The following is a 26939-nucleotide window of genomic DNA, read 5'->3' on the forward strand; positions in this document are numbered from 1 at the left end:
AATTATGCATTTTGATTTTATTCGCGTACGAAAGTAAATTTTCTATTTGTAAATTCGTCATTAGAAAGATCCATGTCTAATACTAGACTATCCTTTGATAGTTTGACAATGCTTAGTACTTTTTCTTTTTTAGGTAATACAATGGTTTTTTCATTTTCATAATACTTCCATTGAGTTGAATATTTAAATAGTCGTTGATCTATTAAGATAGAATCTTGGGAAATACGTAAACTGTTTAATGGAAGTGAAACGCTACTCAAGGTATCTACTCTAGGTATACTTTCTTTTTTAACAAGTTTCCAAGTTCCAAACAGTGATATTGGTTTTTCGTGTGCTATTTCTTGCTCTTCAAAAGTGTATGGCTTATTACCAGCCATATAATCAGTTACGTATACTTTATTTCCTGCTAATGAATCTACCAATGCATAATGAATACCAGGTTCTTCATCACTATAAAGATCAGATTCAAACACTAAAAAAGTATAATTATTAATATGTTGAATCTCCCAATACGGTTTCATCAACAATCCAACACCTTTTGAATGAGAGTACATTACTGTGTCATTTACATAATCATGGTATATTTTTTCTTGCTCTTGAAAAGTGACATATTCTTTTCCTTTAGGATTCCAGTGTACTTTTTTTGAATTGGTTGGTAATCTTCTGAATACTGTATGAATAGGTTGATTATAATTCGATGTCATGACAAGGTTGTCTTTTGTAACTTTTACTTCTACTGTACTTGAAGCATCGTCTCCATATGTAAGTTTACCATTCTTCAACGTAAAATTGACAATGGTATCCATCGCTCTTCCCTGAGCATTGATTGCAATTTTTTTGACATGAACTGTATTGTCTTTAAAATTAAAAAAGAATTTACTACCAGAAGGGTCTTTAAAAGCGGTTTTATCATCTCCATCCTCTAAAAACTGATAATAGACTTGTATCCAAGCGCCTTCTATATTTGGATCGGGATTGAGTTTAGATTTACAAGATATACATAGTAAAATAACAAGGACAAGTGATGTGAGTGAAGTTTTGAACATAGTGGTAATGTTTACGGTTTCTTATAGTATTTGTGGTGTATTATAGCAAAATGTTACAACTGATCACTTTTAGTTATCTAGCAATGAACTTATCTACTTTGATAATTTCTTGCTTTTTGAGTTCCCAAAATGTCGCTTGAATTTTCTTTTCGTGATAAGAATCCGTATAATATTCTAGATCAAAATTCATATCAAAAATCTTCTCCCAACTTTTCTTGATTTTTGTTTGAAATGATGAAGATAACTCTTCAAGATGACCACTGAGGAAACCACGAATATTTTTACGTTCTTTTTCTTCATCAAAGCTGATAGCTTCTTCTTCGGAATCAGCTATATAATCATGATAACATAATGACCAATGCCATAATACGAAGTCAGACAATAGTATTTCTTTCTCATCTTTTTCAAATTCAATTCGGTATCCAACTTCTCCCGAAGGCAAGTGTCCAGAAGTACGCAAATCTGGTTTTTTTCTTTTATCATCTATGGATTGATACCAAGCCCATACTGGATATTGCTCAGGGTTTTTAGACTTTCCTATTCGTTGTTCCATTTGAGCACGCAACCAATCGTATCCTAGAATAAATTCTGGAGTTATGAATTCCTTTTTCCCTGTATATATGCCTTTTGTTTGGAGTTCATTCCAACCTTGCTCATTTTGAATTGTCCATAATCTAACTTTCATAAAGGAATATTTAATAAGACAACTAAGTCATTATTGATAGTATACATAAAAAACTTTCTCTTGAAGTGTATGTAAGATGGTTCTTGTTCTCAAAAAGAAAAGCGAACTTAGGTAAGTCCGCTTTTTAATGAGTTATTATTTTCAATACTTTTTACTCTCTAATACGCTCTACAATCAAGGTATCAAGTGCTAGTTTCTGGCGTAACCATACTTTTAATTCAGCTTCACGAACCGTTTGGACACTATCTGTTAATTCAGTTCTCCATTTTACAGCAGCCACTGGAATGGTGTCTACAGTACTAAAATCTTGTGAACTTAACATTCTAGCAAATCCAAACTGGCGTAAATCTCCATATTTAATCTTTGCATCTTTTGCAACCGAACTAAAGGCTACATAGTTTTGATTTTCTAGAGAAGCTTTTGATTCTAGTTGTGTATTTAAATTAGAAACTTGCGATTTTAAATTTACTATTTGATCTTCTAAACCTTTGATTATAATATCTTTTTGATCTATATCTTTATAAGCTCTATCTAAAGCATCAGAAATCTTATCGACGCTCTTAGTATTACTAGCTTCAATAGCTAAGTCAAAATCTTTGATATACGAGTATGATTCTAAATTTTTGGTGTATTCTGTCTTTAAAATTTCTGAGATTTCACCGTTAAAATATAGGTTTATTTGTTTTTTCTCTAAATCCAAACCATCTTTTCCTTCTTTATGCAACCAAACCTTATCATTTGCGACAATTTTTTTAACAAATAAATCATAATCTCTTCTAATATTAGTTTCTTGCAACACTTTCCAAAACATCCAAACTGCAGGAACCATTACAGCTAATGCGACTACAGATGCCAATCTTGCAATACGTTTTCTTTTCGCAGAGTTGGCATATTTTAACATTGGGAAACGCAGTATTTTCAGTACTAAAAAGGTCGCCAAAGCTATAAATATTGTATTGATAATGAATAAATACATGGCGCCTCCAGCATATCCCATACCTACGCTTCCGCCTTTTGCTAGACCAAAACCAACCGTACACAAAGGTGGCATTAAGGCTGTTGCAATTGCCACACCAAAAATTACCGAAGCAATCGTTCCTTTTTTTGTTCGAGCAATAATCAATGCTAAACCTCCGAAGAATGCAATCAATACATCACGGATATCGGGTTTGGTTCTTGCTAACAATTCTGGAGAGTCTTCTTGTAACGGGAAAAATTCAAAAAATAAGAAAGCAGTCAAAATACTGATCACCACCATGACTCCAAAGTTGATCAACGATTTACGTAAAGTATCAATATCATTAATCGCAATGGACATTCCCATTCCTAAAATTGGTCCCATAAGTGGAGAAATTAACATGGCTCCAATCACTACCGCGGTTGAATTGGCATTCAATCCAACCGATGCTATAAAAATGGAACAAATTAAAATCCACGTGGTGGCTCCTCTAAACGGAATATCCTTTTTTACATCTTCAATCGTTTGATCTTTGTCAACATCGTCACGAATATCCAAAAGATTATGCATAAAGCTTTTAACACCTTCCCATATACCTTTAGGATCGTCTAAAACTGGTGTCGGCGCACCATTTGTGGTTTCTTTAGATTCGTCTTCTGTAAAATTAAATTTATTTTCTCCTTCTGTACTCATGTGTATTATCCGTAATTTTCACCAAAGGTGTCTTTAACTTTTTGTAAAACTTTCTTGATGTCTTGCTCTTTTTCTTTTGGATAAATCAACAAAACATCTTCTTTATCAACGACAATATAATCATTTAATCCATCAATTACCACGACTTTTTTGTTGGTCGTACGTATCATGTTCCCGCTCGCATCTTGCAATATAGGTTTTGCATTTACAACTGCGTTATGGTTTTCCTCTTTGTCTAACTTGTCATACAAACTTCCCCAAGTTCCTAAATCGTTCCAGTCAAATGTAGCTGGCAATACGTATACTTGTGTTGCGTGTTCCATAATGGCATAGTCAATCGAGATGTTTTCAGCGTTGCCATAATTGTCACGAATAAAATCATCTTCAAAATCTGTATTGTACACAGAAATGCCTTGTTCAAATAGTTTGTACAGTGTTGGTTGAAATTTTTGGAAAGATGTTACAATGGTTTGTACACTCCAAATAAAAATTCCTGCATTCCACAGATAATTTCCGCTTTCCAAAAATTGTTTTGCAGTATCATAATTAGGCTTTTCCGTGAATTTATGAACTTTCTTAATGGCATTTTCGCTTTTTTCAAAGTTGATATATCCATAACCTGTATTGGCAAATGTTGGTTGAATTCCCAAGGTCATCAATACATTTTCTTGCGTACATTTATCAAAAGATGCTTGTAAATTATTTATAAAAGCAGTTTCATCTTCAATCCAATGATCGCTTGGTGCAACCACCATAACTGCATTTGGATTTTCTTTTTGAATTTTAAGCGAAGCATATAAAATACACGGTGCTGTGTTTCGCATGGCAGGTTCTAAAACCACTTGCTTTTGTGTCGCATCTGGCAATTGTTCTAACACCAGATCGTTGTATTTTTCATTCGTAAGAATGTAGATATTTTCTTTTGGAATTAACTTTGAGAGTCTATGAAATGTTTTTTGAATAAGCGTTTCTCCTGTTCCTAACATGTCGTGAAACTGCTTAGGAAAACTCGAAGTACTTACAGGCCAAAAACGCGATCCTACGCCGCCAGCCATGAGAATTGCATAATAATTCTTGTTCATTGTCGTCATTATTCGTTGGTAGGTTTTCGATTACGAAAGCAATATAATACAGATTGCTGAAAAAAGTAACAAAACTGTAGATTATTAACGGCTTTATAACGTTGAATCAACGTGATTGTCCTATATTTTGATTTTGAGTAAGATTATTATAGCTTTAACAATAACTATAGTTGGAAATATAAAATGAGCATCTTCTATCAAAAAACTAAAAAGAGACATATTGAACAATTTAGATTACAAGTCGCAGAATTATTAGCGTCTGAAATGCCTGAATTAAAAACAGTAATTGGTCTTTCTGAAATATTTGGAATAAGTTTTATGCAAAATCCCAAGAGCATTTACATTGCAACTAAATATAATTCTGAAGATTTTAAAATCATCAATAGAAATCATAAAACTTGTTTTAATCTTACTGGAATTTCTGTATTTCATAAAAAAGAACAGCGTTACCAACCAATTAAACTATACTATCAATCAGATGCTTTGACAAAAATTGAGGTTGACACTCCTGAATATTTTCATAAAATTTATGATTTGACACAGATTTTAAAGGAAAATATTGAGTTAGAACATTTGCCTCGGGAAAACCCTGACCAAGCAATTGTAGAAAAAATTCTTAAGCCTTTAACTCCGGAACAACGTAATCTTTTGGAATTAGCAGATTCTTTTGAAATTGAACTTGATGATCAGTTATTTTATACCATTTTAGATATGGAAGATGGAAATTATGTAGCCGTCAATAAAAAAGGCAATGTATTTCGTTTGATTCATGACCACGAAGAACCTGTAAAACTAGTTGCGAATTCACCTATAGATTTTTTTAAAATTTATGATGGACAGAAAAGTGAATTGGATAAAATATTGTTTACGTATTCGTGATGTAATTGCTAAGAACAAACGAATCATTGATCCGCTTTTAATTACAGATTGGAAAGTATCTTTGGATAAGATAATAATATGACAAACGTTCGTTATTACCCTCTTTTTTCCGTACTTTTATACGTATTATTTTCAATGCTAAAAAATTATTATGATTGGAGTTTTTGATGGAATAGGACTCATGATTACGGCTTCCCTTTTCTTCTTATTTTATGTGCCTTTCATAACTGTTTTAACACTATCAGAAGGTACCGTTTTTTCACAATATGGAAACAAATCTATACTTATAAAAATAATTGCTTTTATTGCTTTTGTCTTTGTTACACTATTTTTGATTCGACTTTTTAAGTTTTATTCAATTGCTGTTTTTTTCTACTATTCTATTGTGCTAACCTGTTTTTGGCTAGTCTCTAAATCTTTAAAATTGATCCAGCAGCGAAAAAAACAACGCATAAAAGCGGATAGTAATCACTAACTCCGCAACAACTCAACCTCAGCATTCGGATTAAAAAGATACATGCGACCTGTAGAAACTTCTACACATTCGTAGCGTTTGACGCGCTTGTTTCCACGCTTAAAGATTTTCCCATTATGCAGTCGGAATGTGCTTCCATGCGGAATTTCAAACACATAATTCTTATCATTTTCCGGATCGAATTGTTTTAATGCTAAGGCAAATTTTGCATCTGTATCACTACTTGCTTTCGGGTTTCTAAAATGATTGGCGACGACTGGTAAAATCTTTGTAGGAAATATTTGTGGATTGATAAATGGCAACATTAATTGCTGAAATGTTCGCTTCCACTCTATTCCATGTGGCTTGATAAAACGTCCATGTTTTTCGTAGGCGACTAAATGCGCTATTTCATGAATCAAAGTCACAAAAAAACGGTATTTATTTTCGCCTGCATTTACGGTAATCATATGTCTCCCGTCAGGCATTCTGCGGTAATCGCCATGTCGTGTGACACGTTGGTTTACGATTTTTAAATGTACCTGATGCGTCTTTATGAGTTCAAAAGTAGGGTCAACAGCGCGTTCAGGAATATATTTGGCTAGTATTTCTTTCACGGTTCAACAAAAGTACACATTTGTTTTGAAAACAAACAAGCATAACGCATTCATAAACTGACAATTTAGGGAATCAGAATGGTAATTATTTTATCTTCAATGGATCATTATTGAGGTTTCTTCTCATATCAAATTGAGCACAGTCGTGAGATTCTATACAAGCATGAGGAATCAAATGCTTCTCGACTGCGCTCGAAGTGACAATAGTAATTTTTATAATGCTTTATACTACAAGCGTTCTTACTTTGCGCTTGCTTTTTTCCATCTTCTGAAAAAGATCCATCCAATAATTACAAGTAATATTATTGGCCATATAGATAAGATTCCGATAAGTATGTTTTGAATAAAATTCCAACCTGACAACAAACCTTCTTTCGCCTTAGCTCCAAATCCTTTTTTATACGCTACAGGTTGTTCTTTGTACTCAATTGTTTCATAAATTTCTACTTGAATAGTACTATACGCAACTCTATTACTCATGTATTTCAACTTTCCTTGTGCTGATTCTATTTCTTCTTGAATGACACGTAATTCATTTTCTGTTGCCAAAATATCTTTTACCGTTTTTGCATTTTTACGCAACACAGCTTCCAAACGCTCTTTGACTTCTAGTTTTGTTTGTAAACGGGTTTGCGCATCTAAGTATTTTTCAGTCACATCTGTCGTTGAAATGTTTATATAATCGGTTTCTTCTGCAAATTTTTGAATCCCATCTAAAACAATGTCAAAGTTTTCTTTTGGAATTTTTATGGTGAATCTATTTTTCTTCTCGTTGTAATTATTATCATAGCGTAACTCTGAAATATAACCACCATGTAAGTACATCATTTGCTTAATGTCTACTAATGCTTTTCCAATATCTTTTACTTTGTAACGCGTACTTGCTACTTTGATGATTTTTAAATTATCTGGAATGTTAGTAGCTAAGTTTTGATTGCTTTGCGTATTCATCCAACCTTTACTATCACTGTCTTTAAAAGCTACTTTCGTATTTTCTACGCTTGGCTCATTATCATCTACTGCATCATAATCATTCCTGAGATCTACATTTTCAAGTTTCAATTCTTCGCTAAACGCATCTGGACTATAGTTGTTACATGACATAAAAATCAAGAACATAAAAATAAATAGTGTTGATTTTACCGTGTGTTTTCGTGTGATTGCATTCATAATTTTATATTTTTAAGGATTACGAGTACAAACCTATCGGAGTTTCTGCAAGAAGCTTTGTAAACAACTTGTAACGGCTTTGTAAATTATTTTACAAAATACAAACAACTGATTGTCTGATTTTTACATTTTAATTGAGTACAGAAAAAACATATCACTTTTCACGCCTAAAACAGCAAATTGCAGCTACATTTTTAGCTTCGCATGCCGCTTCAAAGGATATTCGTGCATGGAAAGGAAGTACAATTACAGATTTTCAAGAAGATTTACGCAGCAAAACTAAAGGCAGTATTAGTGAAAAATGGTTTTATACGTATATAAAGAATGATGCTGAAAAGTTACCGCGTATTGACATGCTGAATTTATTGAGTATGTATGTTGGTTTTGAAAATTGGAATGATTTTGTACAACACAATGAAATTGAAGCTGAAGTTGAAATTGAATCTGAAAACGTTCGCAGAAGCTTTCCGAAATTGATTTGGTTGTTATTATTAGTTCCATTGCTTGCTTTTGGCGTGTATAGTTTATATCCAACCGAAAATACCTTTACGTTTTGTTTTACAGATGCCGATCAGCGGGAAGCGATTACTAAAATTCCTTTAGACATAGAAGTGATTCGAGAGAATGAATCTTCGTTATATTTTAAAACAGATAGTTTGGGATGTTTTTCATATTCAACTCCCGAAAAGGAATTAAAGTTTGTGGTAAAATCGCCATATCACAAAACAGATACGATTGTTAGACATCTAAATTCGAGCACACATAAAACTGTGCAATTGCAAACCGATGATTACGCGTTAATGTTATTGTATTATGCAAATGGTAATAAAGACGATTGGCAAAAACGGCGTGCACAATTGAATGAGTTAATTGCTGAGAATGCACAAATTTATCGTGTATTTAAGAACAATGTCGGTATTGAAATGTATACCAAAAAGGAGTTTATCAACTTATTGACGATTCCGACAAGTACCTTGAAAAAGATGCAGATTCTAGATAAAGTGTTTGCCAATGAAAAGATTGTGAAACTTAAATTTATGATTCAATGATGCGAAAGATTTTGTACATAGTTGGTTTCTTATGGTGTGTTTCATGCAATCAATTTTCACCTAAATCTGACAATGAAGCTGCTCCAGCTCCAACGGAAGAGTTAAAAATAGAAGGGGATAATTTTACTAATAGTGATGGTTGGTCAGATGATTCAAAAAGAAAAGATTTAGATTTTAAAACTTCTGATGCCACTTTAGAGAACTTGAATTCAGAAATTTTCACAAAATTACAAGCCAATTACGAAGCGCAACTTTTAGCCGCTAAACATCCTGAATTTGCAGATGCTATCAAAGAACAATTGGCTAATTCTAGTAAGTTTACAGAAGCATTGTCAGATTCTATTCAAACCATAAAAATTGAAGATGTTGAATTTTCTGGAACTATGGAATCGCGAAACGATAGTGTTTCTACTCAAAAGGTGAGATATACTGCTTTTATCAATTCAACACATAAACAAAAAGATAGTGTGCTTGTAGTGATAAAACGTACTGCGATTGTGATTGATGGAACTGTGAAAGCGAATACTTCGTTTACGTTTGAGAAATTTTAGATCGCTTTGTTTTTAGACTTGCTTAGATTTGCTTCGCTCTTAGACTTCTTAGACTGTTAGATTCTTCAAACGTCACTTCGAGTGAATTTGTGGAACAAATTTGTATCGAGAAGTACTCTGAAAAAAAGTAATCATTTTGAAGTAGATCTCGATACAACGAATCACAGATTCGCCACTCGATCTGACGCTTTGTTTTCACATCTTATCGCTTCACAAAAAAACCTTCTTCCAGCCACTTTGTTTTCCATTGTTGCCAGTGGTCTTGTAATTCGTCCGCATCAACTTTAAATTGATTGTGTTTCTACTCAATCGCTTTTGGATATAGACTGCTTCGCTTTTAGACTTCTTAGACGGTTAGATTCTTCAAACGTCACTTCGAGTGAATTTGTGGAACAAATTTGTATCGAGAAGTCCTTTGAAAAGTAATCGTTTTGAAGTAGATATCTATACAACGAATCACAGATTTGCCACTCGATCTGACGTTTTGTTTTCGTATCTTATCGCTTCACAAAAAAACCTTCTTCTAGCCACTTTGTTTTCCATTGTTGCCAGTGGTTTTCTAATTCGTCAGCATCAACTTTAAATTGATTGTGTTTCTACTCAATCGCTTTTGGATATTAGACTGCTTCGCTTTTAGACTTGCTTAGACTTCTTGGATTGTTAGATTTTTGAAACGTCACTTCGAGTGAATTTGTGGAACAAATTTGTATCGAGAAGTGCTCTGAAAAGTAATCGTTTTGAAGTAGATCTCGATACAACGAATCACAGATTCGCCACTCGACCTGACATTTTGTTTTCACATCTTATCGCTTCACAAAAAAACCTTCTTCTAGCCACTTTGTTTTCCATTGCTGCCAATGGTTTTCTAGCTCGTTAACATCAACTTTAAATTGATTGTGTTTCTACTCAATCGCTTTTGGATATTAGACTGCTTCGCTTTTAGACTTCTTAGACTGTTAGATTCTTCAAACGTCACTTCGAGTGAATTTGTGGAACAAATTTGTACCAAGAAGTACTCTGAAAAGTAATCGTTTTGAAGTAGATATCTATACAACGAATCACAGATTTGCCACTCGATCTGACATTTTGTTTTCACATCTTATCGCTTCACAAAAAAACCTTCTTCCAGCCACTTTGTTTTCCATTGTTGCCAGTGGTTTTCTAGTTCGTCTCCAACAACTTTAAATTGATTAATTAGGAATTGTTTTGCTTGTGCAATAGATTGTGTTTCTTTGAGTTTTGCCAAGAAATGATATTGTATTGGATAGATTTCAAAAAGTCCCAATCTATAATCGCGACGCAATAAGACGCAATAGCTTTCTTGTGCGAATGGCAATTCCGGATTGCGATCGTTTACAGCTTCTTTATAATATTCGCTGATAGGAAAATTGTGTTTTAATAGATGAAATACCGGAACCAATTGCAAAGCTTCTTCTTTTGTTTCTGCTGTTGCTTTTTGGTAATTTTCATCTGCTTTTTCATCAAAACTAATGTTGACTAAAAATTCAAAATTTGCCAGTTCAATCATAAAATCTGGCCACGATTCTTTTACCTCAGCATCTTTGTCAGGACGTGTTTCTTCTAAAAAAGCACCAAAATGTTGTCCCAAATCGCCTAAAGTATAACTTTTGGAAGGATATTCTAGCAAATACAAATCTGCGAATTGCAAAAATAATTGTCTTCCTAACGCATGACTTAAGGCTGGAAATTGTGCTACCATACAATCGCGTAAGCGCGCTATATAACTACGTTGATAAATACGCATATGTTCTTTGGCAGAAAGTTTGGAAGTCGATTTTACAAATGCTTCATAATCGCCAGCAAATTGTGGATGTAATAATTGATGTTGCATCCATTGTTGAATTTCTGAAAAACTTTTTTCTGCTGCTTTTCGCGATGCGTCTTTGCTTATTTTCATGAATCTACAAAATCTTTTGCCACGTTAGACACCATAAAATCAATCGGATTTGATACTGTTTGAATGTCTTGTTGCATTGTTTCAGATGCTATACATTGTTTTTTGAAACCATCCATATAGTTTTTTGCTTTGAGTAATTCTGCATGACAGATATCAAATTCAGGAATATTTCCGTCCCATTCTAACAAAGTTGATGTTCCGCCGGTGCGTTCCCAAGCTAAACTGAATAATTCCCATACAGGATCAACTACAGGACTGTCGTGTGTATCAATAATATGATCGCCGTTATGTTGGTGTCCCGCCAAATGCATTTGCACAATATTTTCATGCGGCAAACCTTCTATATATTCTATCGGATCAAATTCATTATTGAACGAAGACACATACACATTGTTTACATCTAGCAACAATCCACAATTGGTTTCTTCGACCATAGACTTTAAAAATTGCCATTCGGGAATGGTTGATTGCTGAAACGTTAAATACGTACTTGGATTTTCTAGAATGAGCGGTCGTTCTAGATAGTCTTGCACTTGCTTTATTTTGGTGGTGATGAGTTGCAAACTTTCTTCATTTAGGACTACAGGCAACAAATCGTGTGAATTCAGACTCAGCACACCTGTCCAACACAAATGATCGCTAATCCATTTCGGATTGATTTCATCGGCCAGTTTTTTTAATCGCTTGAGATAGTCATAATTCAACGGATCTGTACTTCCAATCGACATAGAAACACCGTGCATTACAATAGGATACTGTTCGGCAATTTGATCCAACACATACCGTGGTCTTCCGCCAGAATCCATAAAGTTTTCCGAGATGATTTCAAACCAATCTACCGCAGGTTTGTATTCTAGTATATGATTGAAATGTTCTCCTCGCAAGCCTAATCCTAAGCCTAAATCGGGAAGTTCTTGTACTTTTTGTTTCATTGATATGTAGCTTCTGGCTGTTTGCTGTCTTTTTGTTAATTCGTCTTTTGTTGATTTGTTTTTTTGTTATTTCCTAACTCTGAACTTGTCGAAGTGTTAATTCGTTTCTTGTCCATTTCCCTTTTTGTTAATTCGTTTCTTTGTTTTGCACTGAGTTTGCCGAAGTGCCACGAATTCTCTTTGTTTGACTATTTTAAATTAGAATTTATACGAATGTATTGTTTTTATCTTCAAACGTCACTTCGAGTGATTTTCTTTCTCATTGAGTGCAGTCGAAAAAGAAAGAAAATTGTATCGAGAAGTACTTTGAAAACATATTGTTTCTAAGCAGATCTCGATACAATGAATCATAGATTCGTCACTCGATCTGACGTTTTGATAAGTTACCTAATATTATTTCTTAGAAGCTTTCTTCTTTGAAGTTTTCTTCTTCTTTTTATCATCATCACAACCACAATTTCCAAGTGTATTGTCGATTTCTTTGCTGCTTTCTAAGCAAAATTCGTTGGCACTTTTTTCTGGATTGTTCAATCCGAAAGAACAGTATTTATCTCCACTGCTTCCGCAAGATTCTCCTCTTCCGTTGGCGCGTAACCATTTTATTGGCGGTCCATATTTAAAAGGTGCATCTTGTACTGTTCTACGTGATTTATCCATACGATCTTCAAAAAGTTTACGTGCCAATTGCCATACGCTTCTCCCTTTGTTTTCTCCTTGCGTGATGAAACGTTCTGCTGGAATTGGTGTTCCACAGCTTCCTTGCCAAGCACAATCATTGGCTCCTGGACGGCATTGTTCTTCTGTATCTCCGTATAATCCGCAACCACCTTGTCCACGACAATTGTTTAAAGTATGACAACTGTGTACTTGTGTCGCACAATATCCCGACCCTGCACAGTCATTGGTACCAAAACGGTCATGACCTTTACAAGCGTTTAATCCCATGCATGCATGTAATTCTAAAGGTACTGCAATGTCTTTTTGTTTTGATGGTGTACTTGAGCCTCCACATCCGTTAGAAGATCCGCCACTGCTTCCACAACCATTAGATCCGCTACTTCCACTACTTCCGCATCCGTTTGAACCGCTACTACTGCTTCCACTACTTCCACAACCGTTAGATCCACTACTACCACTGCTTCCGCAATTATTAGGTCCATTTGTACTTGATTTGCTACAACTATTTGCTCCGCAACTATTTAATGCGCTATATTTAAAATCTTTCATCTTTCTAATTTTTTTAATTACAAAATCCCTTTATTGTTTTCCACTAAATATGCTTCTAATGGTACATCTGGCAAGTCTTTAATTCTATCTAACAAGCCTTGAGACACAATAGAACTTGACGCCATTGCAATTCCTGCTAAGTCGATAATTTGGGATTTTGGACTCGATGAAGGAGCAAAATCATAGTCTTCTAAAGTAGCCGCAACTGCTTGTTTCTCACCATGACTATCCGTATAACTTAATTTAGCCATTGTTCCACATAAATTGTCTAATAACCAAATCATAGATTTGTGGATTCCAAACATAAAGATTTCATATTGTTTATGACCTGCTGTTTTGTAACATGCTTCTGCCATGACAAATATGTATGTGTAAATGGCATTTGTAAGATTGGAAACATCTTGAATCGCTTTTGGATAATTGGAAGTACTTGGATTCGTTGGAAGGTCTCTTACAAAGTATTTTGTAAAGTCGAAATTCTTTGTGTTTAAGAAGGTATTTAATTCATGATTTTTTCGTTCAATCGTGCAATACACTTCTAAGAATTTATCAAAATGCGATAATTCATGTTCAGCGCCATGATCATCATAATCTAAAGGATTTGTCATTCCACTTCCCAAAGGAAACAATGGACAAACAACTTCTCCTGTAGGTGTTAAATGATCGCCCACTATCTTATCTTTTTTACCGTCAATACTGATTTCAAAACTTGCACCTTCTCCTTGTTCAATGATTTCATGCATGGCATGGATTGCAGACTTTTTACCTTTTACATGAATCAATCCGCCACTATGTTCATCATTTGGGAATTGCGCTTTATGATCTTTATCATAATATACGGTATCGATATTATTTTGTGCATAATATCCTTTTCCAGGCACTAATTGCGGCGCATCACCATCAAAATCAGAGTCTTTCAAATCATCGCTTACACACTTTATAATCATATCATAATACTGTCCAATCGTAGTGTATTCAATGGCATTTCCTTTTTCTTCTCCGCCTGTAAATGGCAATGGACTTTCAATTAATAGGAAGGCATGCAACTGTTCTTTATTTAATTTCCCTCTATTAATTGGAAATCCTGGAATATGTCCTGGTAAATATGCAGGCCAAACTTTAGGTGTTTTTCCGACCAACTCTGGAATGCCTCCATACGGAGGTTTTAATGCATTTTTAATATTTGAAGATAATGACATATGTAACATTTCTTCTACAGCAACACTCATAATCAATGCTCCTGCTTTATTAGCAAAGACCATAATATCTAATGCCAATTGTGTTGCAGCTTCTTGCAATTGTGCATCTGTTTTTTTGTTTTTCTTTCCTTTTTGAGTTGCCTTCATATCAGTAAGAATTTGTGCTTCTATACCAGACTGATCAGGAACTCTAATGATTGAATAATAGGTGTATAAGTACACAGGAATCGTAGCAATCTCAATTTCAATAGCTTGTTGCATTGCTTGTTTGAGATTTGATTTGGTTACCGTTTTTGGCAACTGGAAGAGTAGTCCATTCATAATGTAGTTAGTTTTATATAAGGTCTGTATAAATTTAATAGCTATTTTTTCAAAAAAGCACCGTAGAATTACGTAATTCATACCTACCACACTAATTTAGATACAATTCAAATAATATTTAACCGTTTGATATTAAATCGGGTATCAATTTTAACAAAATACCTATTGATAATTTTTTGGCACGGTTTTTTTGTGTTATTTTTAAAAACAAAACAAATTTTAACGTATGAAAAAAGTATTGCTACTCTTAATGCTTTGTATTGCAATTCCCTCCTTTGCGCAAACTGAGCTATCAGATGATGAAGCCGAATCAAAGCTATTGGTAAAGAATGACCGATTGATAGTCCTAGATTTTTATGCAACTTGGTGTGGTCCTTGTAAACGTATGGACCCAATTATGAAAGAGTTGGATGCTAAATACAAAGATCGTGTTGATTTTTATAAAATTGACGTAGATAAAAGTCAGGTAGATGACGCTTTAGGAATTTCCGCTATGCCAACGTATTTATTTATTAAAAATGAATCAAACTTAGAACAAATTGAAGGCGCTATGAGTAAGGTGCGCATGGAAGGTTTGATTAAAAAATATATGAACTACGAAGAAGAAGAAACAGTAATTGAATCAACTGAAACAGATAATACTTCGGGTGACTTTGATGTCAGTGATTTTAGTCAAGCCAACATTGATTCAATTTGGAATGATTCTTCTAAACTAAATTCCCTAGCTTGGAATGCTTATAAAACACAAGATAATGTAAAGGTTTTACTAAGATCCATCAAAGCAGTAGAACGTTCTATTGAACTAGAAAAAACTTATTATAATGTAGATACACATGCTGCTTTATTATATAAAACAGGAAATTATGCCAAAGCATTGAAGACTGCAAAAAAGGCAATTGATATTGCAAAAAGTGAAGGACTTGCCTATACATCTACCTCCGAATTAATTGAAAAAATTATTGATGAAATGTAATTCTATCATATACAAATAATACAAAAGGAAGCTAAGTTGGCTTCCTTTTTTTAGTTTGGATGATTTTTAAACGCATTCTTTTTTATCTTATTTTTAGAGAAGAAAATTCTAAAATACATTATGTCAACAGACACAGAGTTCTATGATGGTTTTATGAGCGCATTGCTTTTAATAGCTTTTGCGCATGGAGTTGTGCTGGCATCTTTATTATTTTTTAATAAAAGACTGAATGCAAAAGCAAATCGTTTTTTAGCTTTATCACTTTTGGGTGTGTCACTTTTACTCTTTTATGAATTTATCTCATATATCGGCTTACAGGAAGAAGTTACAGAGTTGATACAATTGATTCCAATTTATTTAAGTTCGGCAATTCCGATTGGCTTGTATTTTTTTGTGACTTATTTAATTCATCCTAAGCATACACTGAAATCTTGGGAAAAATGGTGGATATTGCCGTTACTTCTTCAAGCATTTTTGAGTTTACTGTATATTCCTTTGGAAGAATTTTATACTTCAAAAATTGCAGCAATAGCACTTGAAATTTTACCGTTTGCAGAAGAATTTGTCGGTTTAGTTACATCTTTATTTTTATTACCAATTACTATATATAAAGTTAGAAACTATCAAAAATTTATTACGTTTAATTATTCTACGATAGATCGAAAAAGCTTATCATGGTTGTTCAACTTTTTAGTTGTTTTTGCTGTATTACTGCTTTTATGGTGGATTAGTTGTATGAGATGGTTATTTGGGTATTCTTATGAAAGCACTTATATATATGTTATCATCGGAATGGTTATTTTATTATTCTCGATCGGTTATTTTGTGATTCAGCAATATCATTTGTTTGAAATTATTCCTTTTTCGTCAAAAAAAATATCTAAAGAAAAGAATCAGAAAAAATTATCTGTAAAAACAGATACATATTATACTGAGTTGCTAAAATTGATTGAGGAAAAACGTTTGTATGAAAATGTAGAATTGACACTCGATGATTTAACAAAAGAGTTACAATTAAGCAGCGGTTATCTTTCTCAAATCATTAATAAAAAAGAAAAGAAGAGTTTTTTTGAGTTTATAAATTTTTATCGTGTAGAAGCTGTAAAAAAGAAATTACTTGATCATAATTATGCACACTATGATATTTTGAGCATTGCTTTGGAAAGTGGCTTTAAATCAAAATCGACCTTTAATGCGGTCTTTAAAAAAATGACAAAACAAACACCTTCTGCCTATAAAAAGAAGCATTTATAGTACAACAATCCACACTTTTAATGTATTCATACTTTCAAAAAGTATAAAAAAGCATCTTTGGATAAAAGTAATACATTTATGACACGAAAAGATTTTATAAAAGCTTGTGGCCTTCTCGGAATTTCATTACCATTTCAATCAATTTTAGCTTCTTGCAGTAGTGATGATACAGAAACAATAACTGCTAATTTTACTGGCAAAGTACTTATTATTGGTGCTGGTCCTGCTGGAATGGCTTCTGCCTACTTGTTAGCGCAACAAGGAATCGATTTTGAAATATTAGAAGCTGCACCAACTTACGGAGGCAGAATAAAACACAATACTACATTTGCTGATTTTCCAATCTCGTTAGGAGGCGAATGGCTGCATGTAGCTTCCTCAGAATTACCAGCCATTGTGAATGACGATTCTGTAAATATTACCACAGTTACACAAGGTTATCAAGGAAGTGATGTTATTGGTTATTTTGAAAATGGAAACTACAGTACAGACACCTTGGCAAGTTGGGGAACGTATATAGATCAGAAATTTATTGGTAGTAGCTGGCTCGATTTTTTTGAAACGTATATTGTACCTAGCATTCAATCAAAGTTTGTGTTTAATACAGAAGTTACGAGTATTAATTATCAAGATGCCAATGTAACGGTAATGACTAATGGAGGAGAAAGCTATGAAGCTGATAAAGTTATTGTTGCTGTTCCTTTGAAAATTTTACAAAACAACCGCATCAATTTTACGCCTGCTTTGTCAAATGCAAAACAACAGGCAATTCAAAATGCACCGATTTGGGGCGGAATTAAAGTGTTTCTAGAATTTACCGAGGAGTTTTATCCTGTGTTTTTGAGTTTTGCTGATAGTGAAACTGCTGCTGGACAACGCATTTATTACGATGCTGCTTATGGACAAAATTCAACGAAAAACATTTTGGGATTATTTGCTGTTGGTCAGCAAGCAGAACAATATCAAAATTTATCTGGAGATGCACAACGCGATTATATTTTAAACGAACTTGACGCTGTATTTAATGGTGCGGCTACTCAAAACTATGTAAATCATATTGTACAAAACTGGAATGATGATCCTTTTATTGGCGCTGCATATTTAGCAGACAATGCGCCTTCTAGCATATCTACAACTTTAGCAAGTTCTATCAGTAATAAAGTTTATTTTGCAGGCGATGCGTATACACAAGAAGACGATTGGAGCGCTGTACATAATGCAGTACGTTCTGCACGCGATGCGGTTAGTGAAGTGTTGGTAGATTAGTAAATAGTAAAAACAGATATACAAAGGAAGCTATTCGTAGTTTCCTTTTTTATTTGCACATAAAATAGTACTTTTAATTAAGCATTCTTACAGTACTAAAAAACAACCTTATTTATCAATTTACATACAATTTAACATGAAAAAAAACGTATACATTCTTACCCTTTTAGGATTATTCACTTTCTATTCAACCTATGCACAATCAGATACCAAACGTTCCATAAAAGCGTCTGTTGGTTACGGAATTAGTACACCTTATGATGATGTCGAAGTAAATGGTAGTGGCTTTTTTGCTCAGGGTGAATATATAATGGAATTCTACAATTGGTTGGATATTCGTCCATATGCAGGTTTTATTTTAGCAAGTAGTGACGAAGAAGATAATGCTGCAAACGAAGCTGGATTTAAATCTGATGCTAATGCTTTTTTGATTGGTGGAAAAGCAAGAATAACAGCACCAATTCCTTGGGTTGCCCCGTATCTTGAAGCTGGTATTGGAATGTCTTTTGGGAAGTTTGAAACCATTACGAATACTACTAATATTGAAAAAAGTGGCGCACTGTATCATATTCCAATTTCTGTTGGATTAGAAATCGGACGTAAACACAATATAGATGTTTCGCTTACGTACTTTGTGCATCCAACTGCTGAGCAAGTTTCAGGTGCTTTTACTTTTGGTGTGGCGTTTCCGTTGAATTAGTTTTTTACTCATACACTTTCTAAGACATTATAAACCTTGTAACAAAACTCAAATCCGCTCGTCTTGCTCGTATAAAGAAGGGACATTATGGATTCAAAAAGGTTACAAAAAATTGGTGGTGTTAGCGCTATTGCGGAAGCATTCATTTATATCATTGCTTTTATTTTTTATGGTGGAATTTTAGTATTTCCAGATGCGAATGCCAGTGCTTTAGATGAAGTACACTTTCTATCTGACAACTATTTTATATTGTCCATTTTAAATCTGATGAGTTATGTACTCTTTGGGATTTTGTTAGTGGTTTTAGTACTTGCGATTTATAAACGCTTCAAAAATTATGCTGCAGACTTTTCGAAAGTAATCGCTGCTTTTGGTATGATTTGGGTTGTGCTTGTCATTGCCAGTGGAATGATTTCTAATATTGGCTTACATCATGTGGTAGAAACTGGAATGAAAGCTCCTGAAGATGCGATGTTAGTTTGGTCTAGCATTAGTATTGTTACGGAAGGACTTGGCGGCGGTAATGAAATTGTCGGTGGAATTTGGGTTTTATTGATCAGTATCGTTTCTCTAAAAGGAAAATTATTTTCAAAACCTTTGTCTTTCTTGGGAATTGTTGTTGGAATAGCTGGAATCTTAACGGTATATCCATTAGATATTTTTACAGAAATCTTTGGAATTAGTCAAATTGTTTGGTTTATGTGGATTGGAATTGTGATGATTCGAAAACCAATAGTCGCTTTAGAAGATTAACGTTGCCATTGAGCTTCTAACGTGTCATATTTATTATTTATTCTCGCTATAAACTATTGTTTCATTTCCACAGTTACGAATGGACTTTGGTAATAAGCAGCATCTATTTGCATGTTTAAATACAACCATTTTGTAGGTACAGCATCTGATTTCCCACTGACAATTTTATCATAATCAATTCCCCAATCTAATAAATTTATTTGACCACTTAATACTAATGAACTTGCTATTCTTTCATTTGCGTCTCTAATACCAGTCACAAAAAATTTCACATCTTTTTCAATTCCTTTGATAGACATTTTACCGTTTACTTGATACCAATCCAATCCCATTGTATAGACATTCGTAGATTTAAACGTGATTTTTTCGTTCTGCTCTCCTACAAATAATCCGGGTCTTCTAATGCTCTGAGTTAATTCTTCTGATCTACAAACATTAAATGTATTTGGATCTACTTCAAAGGCAATTTGCAGGTTCTCCATAGGATTTCCTTCATCATCATTTGAAGGAATCATTTCTACTTTTAAATCATTTACAACACCCGCAAATGGCGTGCTGCAATGTCCATGTGTGACAAATAGATTTATAGTTTGATTTCCCTTATTTTCTACTTTTTGAAGATTTTCTTTTTTTGAAGCATCTAAATCATTTTTAGCATAACCGCTAGCCACTAATATAATTGTTAATATTAGTAATGGCAATACAATATTTTTGATGTTCTTCATGATTTTATTTTTTACATTTCTACGAATATAGAATGAGTTTGCCATAAAATATGTCAATCAAATGTAAAAAAAGTGTCAAAAAGCGTATTTACACTCTCAATATCAAGGTGTAGAACTCGAAACCTGCATTATTTTTCCGTTGTAGTATTTGTTTCCGTTGAGTGAAAAATCGTAAATATATTCTGCCATTTCTAAAGCTGTTAATGGTGCTTTGTAACCTGGAAAAGCTTCTTCTAACATTTCAGTCTGTACTGCGCCTAAAGCCAATACATTGAACGCAATTCCTTGTTCTTTGTGTTCTTCTGCTAGCAATTCTACCAAAGTGATTACAGCGCCTTTAGAAGAGCTATAGGCTGCCAATCCTGGAAACTTCATACTTCCCTGAATTCCACCCATAGAACTAATAGTAACAACATGACTTCCCGAAACCATAAACGGCAATAATACGCGGCTTAATTCGGCAACACCAAATACATTTACTTTGTAAATCCACTCAAAATCTTCCATGGTCGTTTCTGCAAATGGTCGATTGAGTAGTGAACCTGCATTGTGAATTACAATATCAACTTGTCCCCAATTGTCTTTCACAAATTCAGTAACTCGACCATAATCTTCTGGTTTGCTTAAATCAAACGCAAAAGAGGTAATATTATCATAGGTGAGATTTGAAATCGGCTTTTCGTTTCTAGATAATGCCAATACATTATATCCTGCGTTGGCAAATAAATGTACGAGTTCAAAACCAATTCCTCTACTCGTTCCTGTGATGATGACGTTTTTCATTTTGTTTTTCTGTGGAGTGTTATAGTCAATTAACTTCAAAGCACTTCTCGATACATCTTGAAACAAGTTCAAGACACTCGAAGTGACGTTTTGATCTAAATTATCAAATCAGATAATCTTCAAATTAAAAAATTACTTCGAAGAATTCATTTTGATTTCTTTTGTATCTGCATTTACAGCTTTTCGTACTGCAGGAATGTATGTATTAATGAAGTTTGCCATATGATCAAAATCCATAATATCTGCTTCATCTCCTACTTTATGATAGTGTTCAAAGTTGGTGAAATCGAAGGTGCAAAAAGTTTGACATGGCACATTGAATTCTTTAAAAAACGGATAGTTATCTGATCGCATGAACAATCTAAATTCTTCTGCTTTTGCAAAGAATCCTGCAATTTTCTTTCCTGCATATTCGTTCATCTTTTCTGCCAAATTTGTCTTATCAAATCCGGTTACATACGCTGTATAATCTTTGCCTACTAACGGAACACCAACCATTTCGAAGTTGAGCATGATATATAAGTTCAGATTCTCCTTTTTTAGCGTTTCTGCCAAATATTTTGAACCTAGCAATCCTTTTTCTTCCGCAGAAAATAACGTGAATAAGATGCTTCTTTTGTTGCTTTTTGTCTTTGCAAAATATCTTGCCATCGTCATTACCGTTCCAACACCAGCAGCATTGTCATTGGCTCCATTGGCAATTTTATCACCATTTACTTCTTCTCCAAATCCAATATGATCGTAATGCGCTCCTAGGATGACAAATTCATTTTTTAGGTTTGGATCGTTTCCTTCTAAATATCCAACTACATTAAAGGCATTTTTTCCTTTTACAGTAAAACTATCGCGATACGTATCAAAATACGGTTTTACACCTAAGTCTTTAAAGTAGTTTTCAATATACGTAGCTGCTTTTTCAATTCCTTCACTTCCGGTATCTCTTCCTTCCAATTCGTCCGAAGCTAAATAGGTAACAATATCATCTATTTCTTGTGATGCTATTACAACATCTTTGGTTTTACACGAAAAGACAAATGCTGAAATTAGACAGATTGCGAATATATTTTTAAAATGTTTCATGATTGCTGTTTTTTGATTGATGATGAATGTAAACAAAAAATCCCACTCGCGTGGGATTTTTGATGTGATTTATGATTATGCTAACATTGTCACAGGATTTTCTACATACTGTTTTACAGTTTGTAAAAATTGTGCTCCTGTTGCGCCGTCCACAGTTCTGTGATCGCACGCTAATGTTACTTTCATTGTATTTCCTACCACAATTTCTCCGTTTTTCACTACTGGTTTTTGCACAATAGTTCCCACCGATAAAATTGATGAATTTGGCTGATTGATAATCGAAGTAAATTCTAAGATTCCAAACATTCCTAAGTTTGAGATTGTAAAAGTACTTCCTTCCATTTCTGCTGGAGAAATCTTTTTGTTTCTCGCTTTTCCTGCCAATTCACGTACTTTTCCACCAATAGTTGTTAAACTCATTTGGTCAGCAAATTTTAATACAGGTACTAACAATCCTTCATCAACCGCTACCGCTACTCCTACATGAATGTGTTTGTGATATGTTGTCGTTGCATCATTCCAAGTCGTATTTACTTGCGGATGTTTGCGTAATGCCATCGCGCAGGCTTTTACGATTAAATCGTTAAATGATACTTTGATATCTGGAATAGCGTTGATTGTTTTTCTAGAAGCAATTGCGTTGTCCATATCCAATTCTACCGTTAAGTAGTAATGTGGCGCTGAGAATTTTGATTCTCCTAAGCGACGTGCAATTGTTTTACGCATTTGCGAGTTTTTCACTTCTTCGCTGCTTTCTTCTCCTGCTGGTACAAATGGTGTTACTGCAACTGGTTCTTTTGCTGCTGGTGCAGGAGTTGAAGCCTTTGCTACTGGAGCTGGTGCGGCAACTGCTGCTGGCGTAAAGTTTTCCACATCACGTTTTATGATACGTCCATGGTCTCCACTTCCTTGTACTTGCGAAAGATCAATTCCTTTGTCTGCTGCTATTTTCTTTGCTAATGGCGAAGCGATGATTCTACCATTTGAAGAGGCGTTTCCAGAAACTGCTTTTGGCGCTTCTGCTTTTACTGCTGCTGTTTCGTTTCCCGCTGGAGCACTTTCACTAGAAGTTGTTTCTCCTAAAGCTGCTGCTTTTAATACTGTATCAACGTCTGTTCCTGCTTCTCCAATGACAGCCAAAATACTATCAACTGGTGCCGTTTCTCCTTCTTTAACTCCAATATATAGAAGCGTTCCTTCATTGAAAGATTCAAACTCCATTGTAGCTTTATCGGTTTCAATTTCAGCAAGAATATCTCCTTCTTCAATAACATCACCTACATTCTTTAACCAAGAAGCAACGGTTCCTTCTTCCATCGTATCACTTAATCGTGGCATTGTTACTACGATAGCTCCTGCTGGCATTTCTACTTTTTCAGAAGTTGCTTTTGGCGCTTCTTCCGATTTTGCTTCTATTTGTTTTGGTGCTTCTTCTTTTGCTGGAGCTGCTCCACCTTTTACCAAAGCGTCAACATTTTCTCCTGCATCACCAATGATAGCTAATAAGGTATCAACTGGTGCCGTTTCTCCTTCTTGCACACCAATGTAAAGTAATGTTCCTTCATGGAAAGACTCGAATTCCATTGTTGCTTTATCAGTTTCAATCTCAGCAAGAATGTCACCTTCTTCAACTTTATCACCTACTTGTTTTAGCCATGATGCCACAACACCTTCTTCCATGGTGTCACTTAGTCTCGGCATGTTTATAATTTCTGCCATGTTTTATTATAATTTATGAGGTAAAAATGGATAATCTTCTTGTTCGTACACTGCATCGTACATTAAGCTTTTGTCTGGATACGGAGATTCTTCAGCGAATTTTTCACATTCTTTTACTAAATCTTTCACACGCTTGTCTATTTCTGCAATTTGATCTTCCGTAGCGTATTTTTCTTCTAAAATGACCTCTTTCACTTGTGTGATTGGATCTATTTTTTTGTATTCAGCAACTTCGTCTTTTGTTCTGTATTTTTGTGCATCAGACATTGAATGCCCTCTGTAACGATAGGTTTTCATTTCTAAAAATGTTGGTCCATCGCCGCGTCTTGCTCTTTCTACAGCTTCGCTTACTGCTTCAGCAACTTTTATTGGATTCATTCCGTCTACAGGTCCACAAGGCATTTCGTATCCTGAACCAAGTTTCCAGATGTCTGTATGGTTTGCGGTTCTTTCTACAGAAGTTCCCATAGCGTATCCGTTATTTTCACAGATAAATACTACTGGAAGTTTCCAGTTCATTGCCATGTTAAACGTTTCATGTAATGAACCTTGACGAACAGCACCATCTCCCATATAACATAGAGTTACGCCACCTGTTTTAAAATATTTATCTGCAAAAGCCAATCCAGCTCCTAAAGGAATTTGTCCACCTACAATTCCGTGTCCACCATAAAACCCTTTGTCTGGTGCGAAAATGTGCATAGAACCTCCCAAACCTTGTGAAGTTCCGGTAGCTTTTCCATATAGTTCTGCCATGACTCTTCTAGGATCAACGCCCATACCAATTGGTTGTACGTGATTCCTGTAAGCAGTAATCATTTTATCTTTTGACAAATCCATTGCATGTAATGATCCTGCTAAGACAGCTTCTTGACCATTGTATAAGTGAAGAAATCCACGTACTTTTTGCTGAATATATACGGCAGCAAGTTTATCCTCAAATTTTCTCCAAAATAACATATCCTCGTACCACTTGAGGTATACTTCTTTAGTGATTTTTTCCATTTATTTCAAATTGGTTGGTTCTCTGATTTTTTATAAATCGTAAAAACCATTTTTAGGGTTTAATACTTCTAGTTGTTTGTTCGATATACGAATAAACTTATTTAGACTTTTTTGATTTCCTGAAAAGTCAAAACAAGTTTAATAACAAAAATACTATTTTAATGATAAGTGAAAAAATGTTGCGACAAATTATCGCTCTTTTAACACGATTTATTCTTTCGAAAACGTTATCGAAAAAAGTAAAGTTATCAACAAACCTGTTTTTGATCGTTTTTTCTTAAACAATCTGCTCATTTTTTTAATTTTTACAGATACGATTTATCAAAAACTAACGGCAATAAATCTTTTAATGAATTGGACTTCATGATTTTTCCTTCGCCACCCATAAAGTAAATTTCGATAGCTTCTTCTTGACGCATTTCGTATTCCGCGATCGATTGCCTACAAGCTCCACATGGTGGAATTGGCGTTTTATTGATATGATTGTCGGAAGTCGCAGAGATTGCTATTTGTTGTATGTTGACATTTGGGTATGTTGCGCCTGCGTGAAAGATAGCAACGCGTTCTGCACATAATCCAGATGGATACGCTGCATTTTCTTGATTGCTTCCAGTGACAATCTCTCCATTCTCTAGTTGTAGCGCTGCGCCTACTCTAAATTTGGAATATGGTGCATAGGCTTTTTTGCGAGCCTCTACAGCATGTTCCATTAGTTTTTGTATGTTTTGAGGAAGTTCCTCTATATGATCATAACACGTAAGTGTCGCTGTGATTTTTATTTCCTGCATGTGAAATTTATTTTCTTTATCATGTGTTGATCTATTCAGATCAAATCAGCCTAGAAATATAGTGATTATTTATGGAATTGCAGTGAATTCGGGTGTTAGGTTTTGGGTGATGGGTGTTGGGATTTGTTTTTTCTGCTTTTTGGGTTCTTGAACTTTTGGTTGTTGATTTGTTTTTTTTGTCGATTTGTTTTATTTGTTTATTGGGTTGTGGAGTGTTCTTATTGTTGTCGCGAATTGTTTTTTTACTCTTGTGTGATTTGCTTGAACTTTTGATTCTCAATTTGTTTTTTTGTTGATTTGTTTTATTTGATTGTGGAGTCTTTTATTTTGTCACGAATTCACGAATTGTTTTTTACTCTTGTGTGATTTACTTGAAGTCTTGATTACCCATTTTTTTTGTGGACTTGCTTTTCTTGTTTGTTTGATTGTGGAGTACTTTTATTTTGTCACGAATTCACGAATTATTTTTTTGCTCTTGTGTGATTTGCTTGAACTTTTGATTGTCAATTTGTTTTTTGTCGATTTGTTTTATTTGTTTATTTGATTGTGGAGTCTTTTATTTTGTCACGAATTCACGAATTGTTTTTTACTCTTGTGCGGTTTGCTTGAAGTCTTGATTGCTCATTTTTTTTGTGGACTTGCTTATCTTGTTTGTTTGATTATGGAATACTTTTATTTTGTCACGAATTCACGAATTGTTTTTTACTCTTGTGCGGTTTGCTTGAACTTTTGATTGCTCATTTTTTTATGGACTTGCTTTTCTTGTTTGTCTGATTGTGGAATACTTTTATTTTGTCATGAATACACGAATTGTTTTTTTTACTCTTGTGTGATTTGCTTGAACTTTTGATTGCTCATTTTGTTTGTGGACTTGCTTTTCTTGTTTGCTTGATTGTGGAGTGCTTTTAGTTTTGCCATGATTTCACGAATGTTTTCCCTCTCTTACTCTTGTGGTGATTTGCTCGAATTGTTTGTTTTTTATTCTGAGTATAATTTTTTAAAGCTATAAACATGTAGACTTCCTTTTTGTTTATCTGTTTATCTGTTTATCTGTTTATCTGTTTATCTGTTTATCTGTTTATCTGTTTATCTGTTTATCTGTTTATCTGTTT

Annotated in this window: 24 protein-coding genes; 8 read left to right on the forward strand and 16 right to left on the reverse strand. The window is 34.2% G+C overall.

The genetic code is table 11. The features are described 5' to 3' along the window. Positions 1 to 17: 17 nt before the first annotated feature. The 4 genes from Q0845_RS23300 to Q0845_RS23315 all read right to left on the reverse strand — a co-directional run bounded on the left by Q0845_RS23300 (position 18) and on the right by Q0845_RS23315 (position 4464). Positions 18 to 1046: a hypothetical protein gene (locus tag Q0845_RS23300; protein WP_298518851.1), complete on the reverse strand. Its 1029-nt coding sequence runs from the start codon at positions 1044 to 1046 to the stop codon at positions 18 to 20. A gap of 73 nt (positions 1047 to 1119) precedes the next feature. Next, entirely contained in the window at positions 1120 to 1731 is a 612-nt protein-coding gene (locus tag Q0845_RS23305; RefSeq protein WP_298518854.1) for a DUF3841 domain-containing protein, read from the reverse strand. 151 nt (positions 1732 to 1882) lie between these two features. Next, a complete protein-coding gene (locus Q0845_RS23310; protein ID WP_298518857.1) occupies positions 1883 to 3382 on the reverse strand; it encodes a DUF389 domain-containing protein in 1500 nt (499 codons plus the stop codon). A 5-nt stretch (positions 3383 to 3387) separates the two neighbouring features. Then, a complete protein-coding gene (locus Q0845_RS23315) occupies positions 3388 to 4464 on the reverse strand; it encodes a mannose-1-phosphate guanylyltransferase (protein WP_298518860.1) in 1077 nt (358 codons plus the stop codon). Positions 4465 to 4647: 183 nt separating this feature from the next. Here Q0845_RS23315 and Q0845_RS23320 point away from each other — a divergent pair, with 183 nt between their 5' ends. After that, positions 4648 to 5343, forward strand: coding sequence for a hypothetical protein (locus tag Q0845_RS23320; RefSeq protein ID WP_298518863.1), 696 nt, complete (start codon positions 4648 to 4650; stop codon positions 5341 to 5343). 471 nt (positions 5344 to 5814) lie between these two features. Here Q0845_RS23320 and Q0845_RS23325 read toward each other — a convergent pair whose 3' ends face one another. Next, positions 5815 to 6414, reverse strand: a complete 600-nt coding sequence (locus Q0845_RS23325) for a SprT-like domain-containing protein (RefSeq protein WP_298518866.1) — start codon at positions 6412 to 6414, stop codon at positions 5815 to 5817. A 240-nt stretch (positions 6415 to 6654) separates the two neighbouring features. Further along, positions 6655 to 7584, reverse strand: coding sequence for a DUF4349 domain-containing protein (locus Q0845_RS23330; protein ID WP_298518869.1), 930 nt, complete (start codon positions 7582 to 7584; stop codon positions 6655 to 6657). 134 nt (positions 7585 to 7718) lie between these two features. Here Q0845_RS23330 and Q0845_RS23335 point away from each other — a divergent pair, with 134 nt between their 5' ends. Both Q0845_RS23335 and Q0845_RS23340 read left to right on the forward strand, forming a co-directional pair. After that, positions 7719 to 8633, forward strand: coding sequence for a hypothetical protein (locus tag Q0845_RS23335; protein ID WP_298518872.1), 915 nt, complete (start codon positions 7719 to 7721; stop codon positions 8631 to 8633). Next, the gene (locus Q0845_RS23340) at positions 8630 to 9184 is read left to right on the forward strand and encodes a hypothetical protein (RefSeq protein WP_298518876.1); all 555 of its coding nucleotides are present in this window, start codon (positions 8630 to 8632) and stop codon (positions 9182 to 9184) included. The genes Q0845_RS23335 and Q0845_RS23340 overlap by 4 nt, the downstream gene beginning before the upstream one ends. Positions 9185 to 10283: 1099 nt before the next feature. Here the strand turns inward: Q0845_RS23340 and Q0845_RS23345 are convergent. The 4 genes from Q0845_RS23345 to Q0845_RS23360 all read right to left on the reverse strand — a co-directional run bounded on the left by Q0845_RS23345 (position 10284) and on the right by Q0845_RS23360 (position 14781). Further along, positions 10284 to 11102 carry a DNA-binding domain-containing protein gene (locus tag Q0845_RS23345; protein WP_298518879.1) on the reverse strand — a complete coding sequence of 273 codons (819 nt, stop codon included), beginning with the start codon at positions 11100 to 11102 and terminating at the stop codon, positions 10284 to 10286. Next, positions 11099 to 12034, reverse strand: coding sequence for a DUF692 domain-containing protein (locus Q0845_RS23350; RefSeq protein ID WP_298518882.1), 936 nt, complete (start codon positions 12032 to 12034; stop codon positions 11099 to 11101). Before Q0845_RS23350 ends, Q0845_RS23345 begins: the two co-directional genes overlap by 4 nt. 393 nt (positions 12035 to 12427) lie before the next feature. Beyond that, complete coding sequence (locus Q0845_RS23355) at positions 12428 to 13261, reverse strand: hypothetical protein (RefSeq protein WP_298518885.1); 834 nt, start codon at positions 13259 to 13261, stop codon at positions 12428 to 12430. Between the two features lie 17 nt (positions 13262 to 13278). Continuing rightward, entirely contained in the window at positions 13279 to 14781 is a 1503-nt protein-coding gene (locus Q0845_RS23360) for a ferritin-like domain-containing protein (protein ID WP_298518887.1), read from the reverse strand. Between the two features lie 226 nt (positions 14782 to 15007). Between Q0845_RS23360 and Q0845_RS23365 the strand changes: the two genes are divergently transcribed. The 5 genes from Q0845_RS23365 (at position 15008) to Q0845_RS23385 (ending at position 19727) form a co-directional block, all read left to right on the forward strand. Continuing rightward, a complete protein-coding gene (locus Q0845_RS23365) occupies positions 15008 to 15754 on the forward strand; it encodes a co-chaperone YbbN (protein ID WP_298518890.1) in 747 nt (248 codons plus the stop codon). A 120-nt stretch (positions 15755 to 15874) separates the two neighbouring features. After that, complete coding sequence (locus tag Q0845_RS23370; protein ID WP_298518892.1) at positions 15875 to 17008, forward strand: AraC family transcriptional regulator; 1134 nt, start codon at positions 15875 to 15877, stop codon at positions 17006 to 17008. Positions 17009 to 17086: 78 nt separating this feature from the next. Next, on the forward strand, positions 17087 to 18274 hold the full coding sequence (locus Q0845_RS23375; RefSeq protein ID WP_298518895.1) for an NAD(P)/FAD-dependent oxidoreductase: 1188 nt from the start codon (positions 17087 to 17089) through the stop codon (positions 18272 to 18274). 136 nt (positions 18275 to 18410) lie between these two features. Further along, the gene (locus Q0845_RS23380) at positions 18411 to 18974 is read left to right on the forward strand and encodes an outer membrane beta-barrel protein (protein ID WP_298518898.1); all 564 of its coding nucleotides are present in this window, start codon (positions 18411 to 18413) and stop codon (positions 18972 to 18974) included. Positions 18975 to 19061: 87 nt separating this feature from the next. Next, positions 19062 to 19727 carry a DUF4386 family protein gene (locus Q0845_RS23385; RefSeq protein WP_298518901.1) on the forward strand — a complete coding sequence of 222 codons (666 nt, stop codon included), beginning with the start codon at positions 19062 to 19064 and terminating at the stop codon, positions 19725 to 19727. 53 nt (positions 19728 to 19780) lie between these two features. On the opposite strand, the gene Q0845_RS23390 is transcribed toward Q0845_RS23385, so the two are convergent. The 6 genes from Q0845_RS23390 to cdd all read right to left on the reverse strand — a co-directional run bounded on the left by Q0845_RS23390 (position 19781) and on the right by cdd (position 25827). After that, positions 19781 to 20452, reverse strand: a complete 672-nt coding sequence (locus tag Q0845_RS23390; RefSeq protein ID WP_298518904.1) for a YceI family protein — start codon at positions 20450 to 20452, stop codon at positions 19781 to 19783. 102 nt (positions 20453 to 20554) lie between these two features. Then, positions 20555 to 21235, reverse strand: a complete 681-nt coding sequence (locus tag Q0845_RS23395) for an SDR family oxidoreductase (RefSeq protein ID WP_298518907.1) — start codon at positions 21233 to 21235, stop codon at positions 20555 to 20557. 132 nt (positions 21236 to 21367) lie between these two features. Further along, positions 21368 to 22315 carry a M20/M25/M40 family metallo-hydrolase gene (locus Q0845_RS23400; protein ID WP_298518911.1) on the reverse strand — a complete coding sequence of 316 codons (948 nt, stop codon included), beginning with the start codon at positions 22313 to 22315 and terminating at the stop codon, positions 21368 to 21370. Positions 22316 to 22390: 75 nt separating this feature from the next. Continuing rightward, positions 22391 to 24034, reverse strand: coding sequence for a pyruvate dehydrogenase complex dihydrolipoamide acetyltransferase (locus tag Q0845_RS23405; protein WP_298518916.1), 1644 nt, complete (start codon positions 24032 to 24034; stop codon positions 22391 to 22393). A 6-nt stretch (positions 24035 to 24040) separates the two neighbouring features. Continuing rightward, positions 24041 to 25039 (reverse strand): pyruvate dehydrogenase (acetyl-transferring) E1 component subunit alpha, encoded by a 999-nt coding sequence (pdhA, locus tag Q0845_RS23410; protein ID WP_298518919.1) that lies wholly within the window; start codon positions 25037 to 25039, stop codon positions 24041 to 24043. 305 nt (positions 25040 to 25344) lie between these two features. Continuing rightward, on the reverse strand, positions 25345 to 25827 hold the full coding sequence (gene cdd / locus Q0845_RS23415) for a cytidine deaminase (RefSeq protein ID WP_298518922.1): 483 nt from the start codon (positions 25825 to 25827) through the stop codon (positions 25345 to 25347). Positions 25828 to 26939 lie beyond the last annotated feature (1112 nt).

It is taken from the genome of uncultured Kordia sp., from assembly GCF_947489565.1.
Taxonomy (GTDB): domain Bacteria; phylum Bacteroidota; class Bacteroidia; order Flavobacteriales; family Flavobacteriaceae; genus Kordia.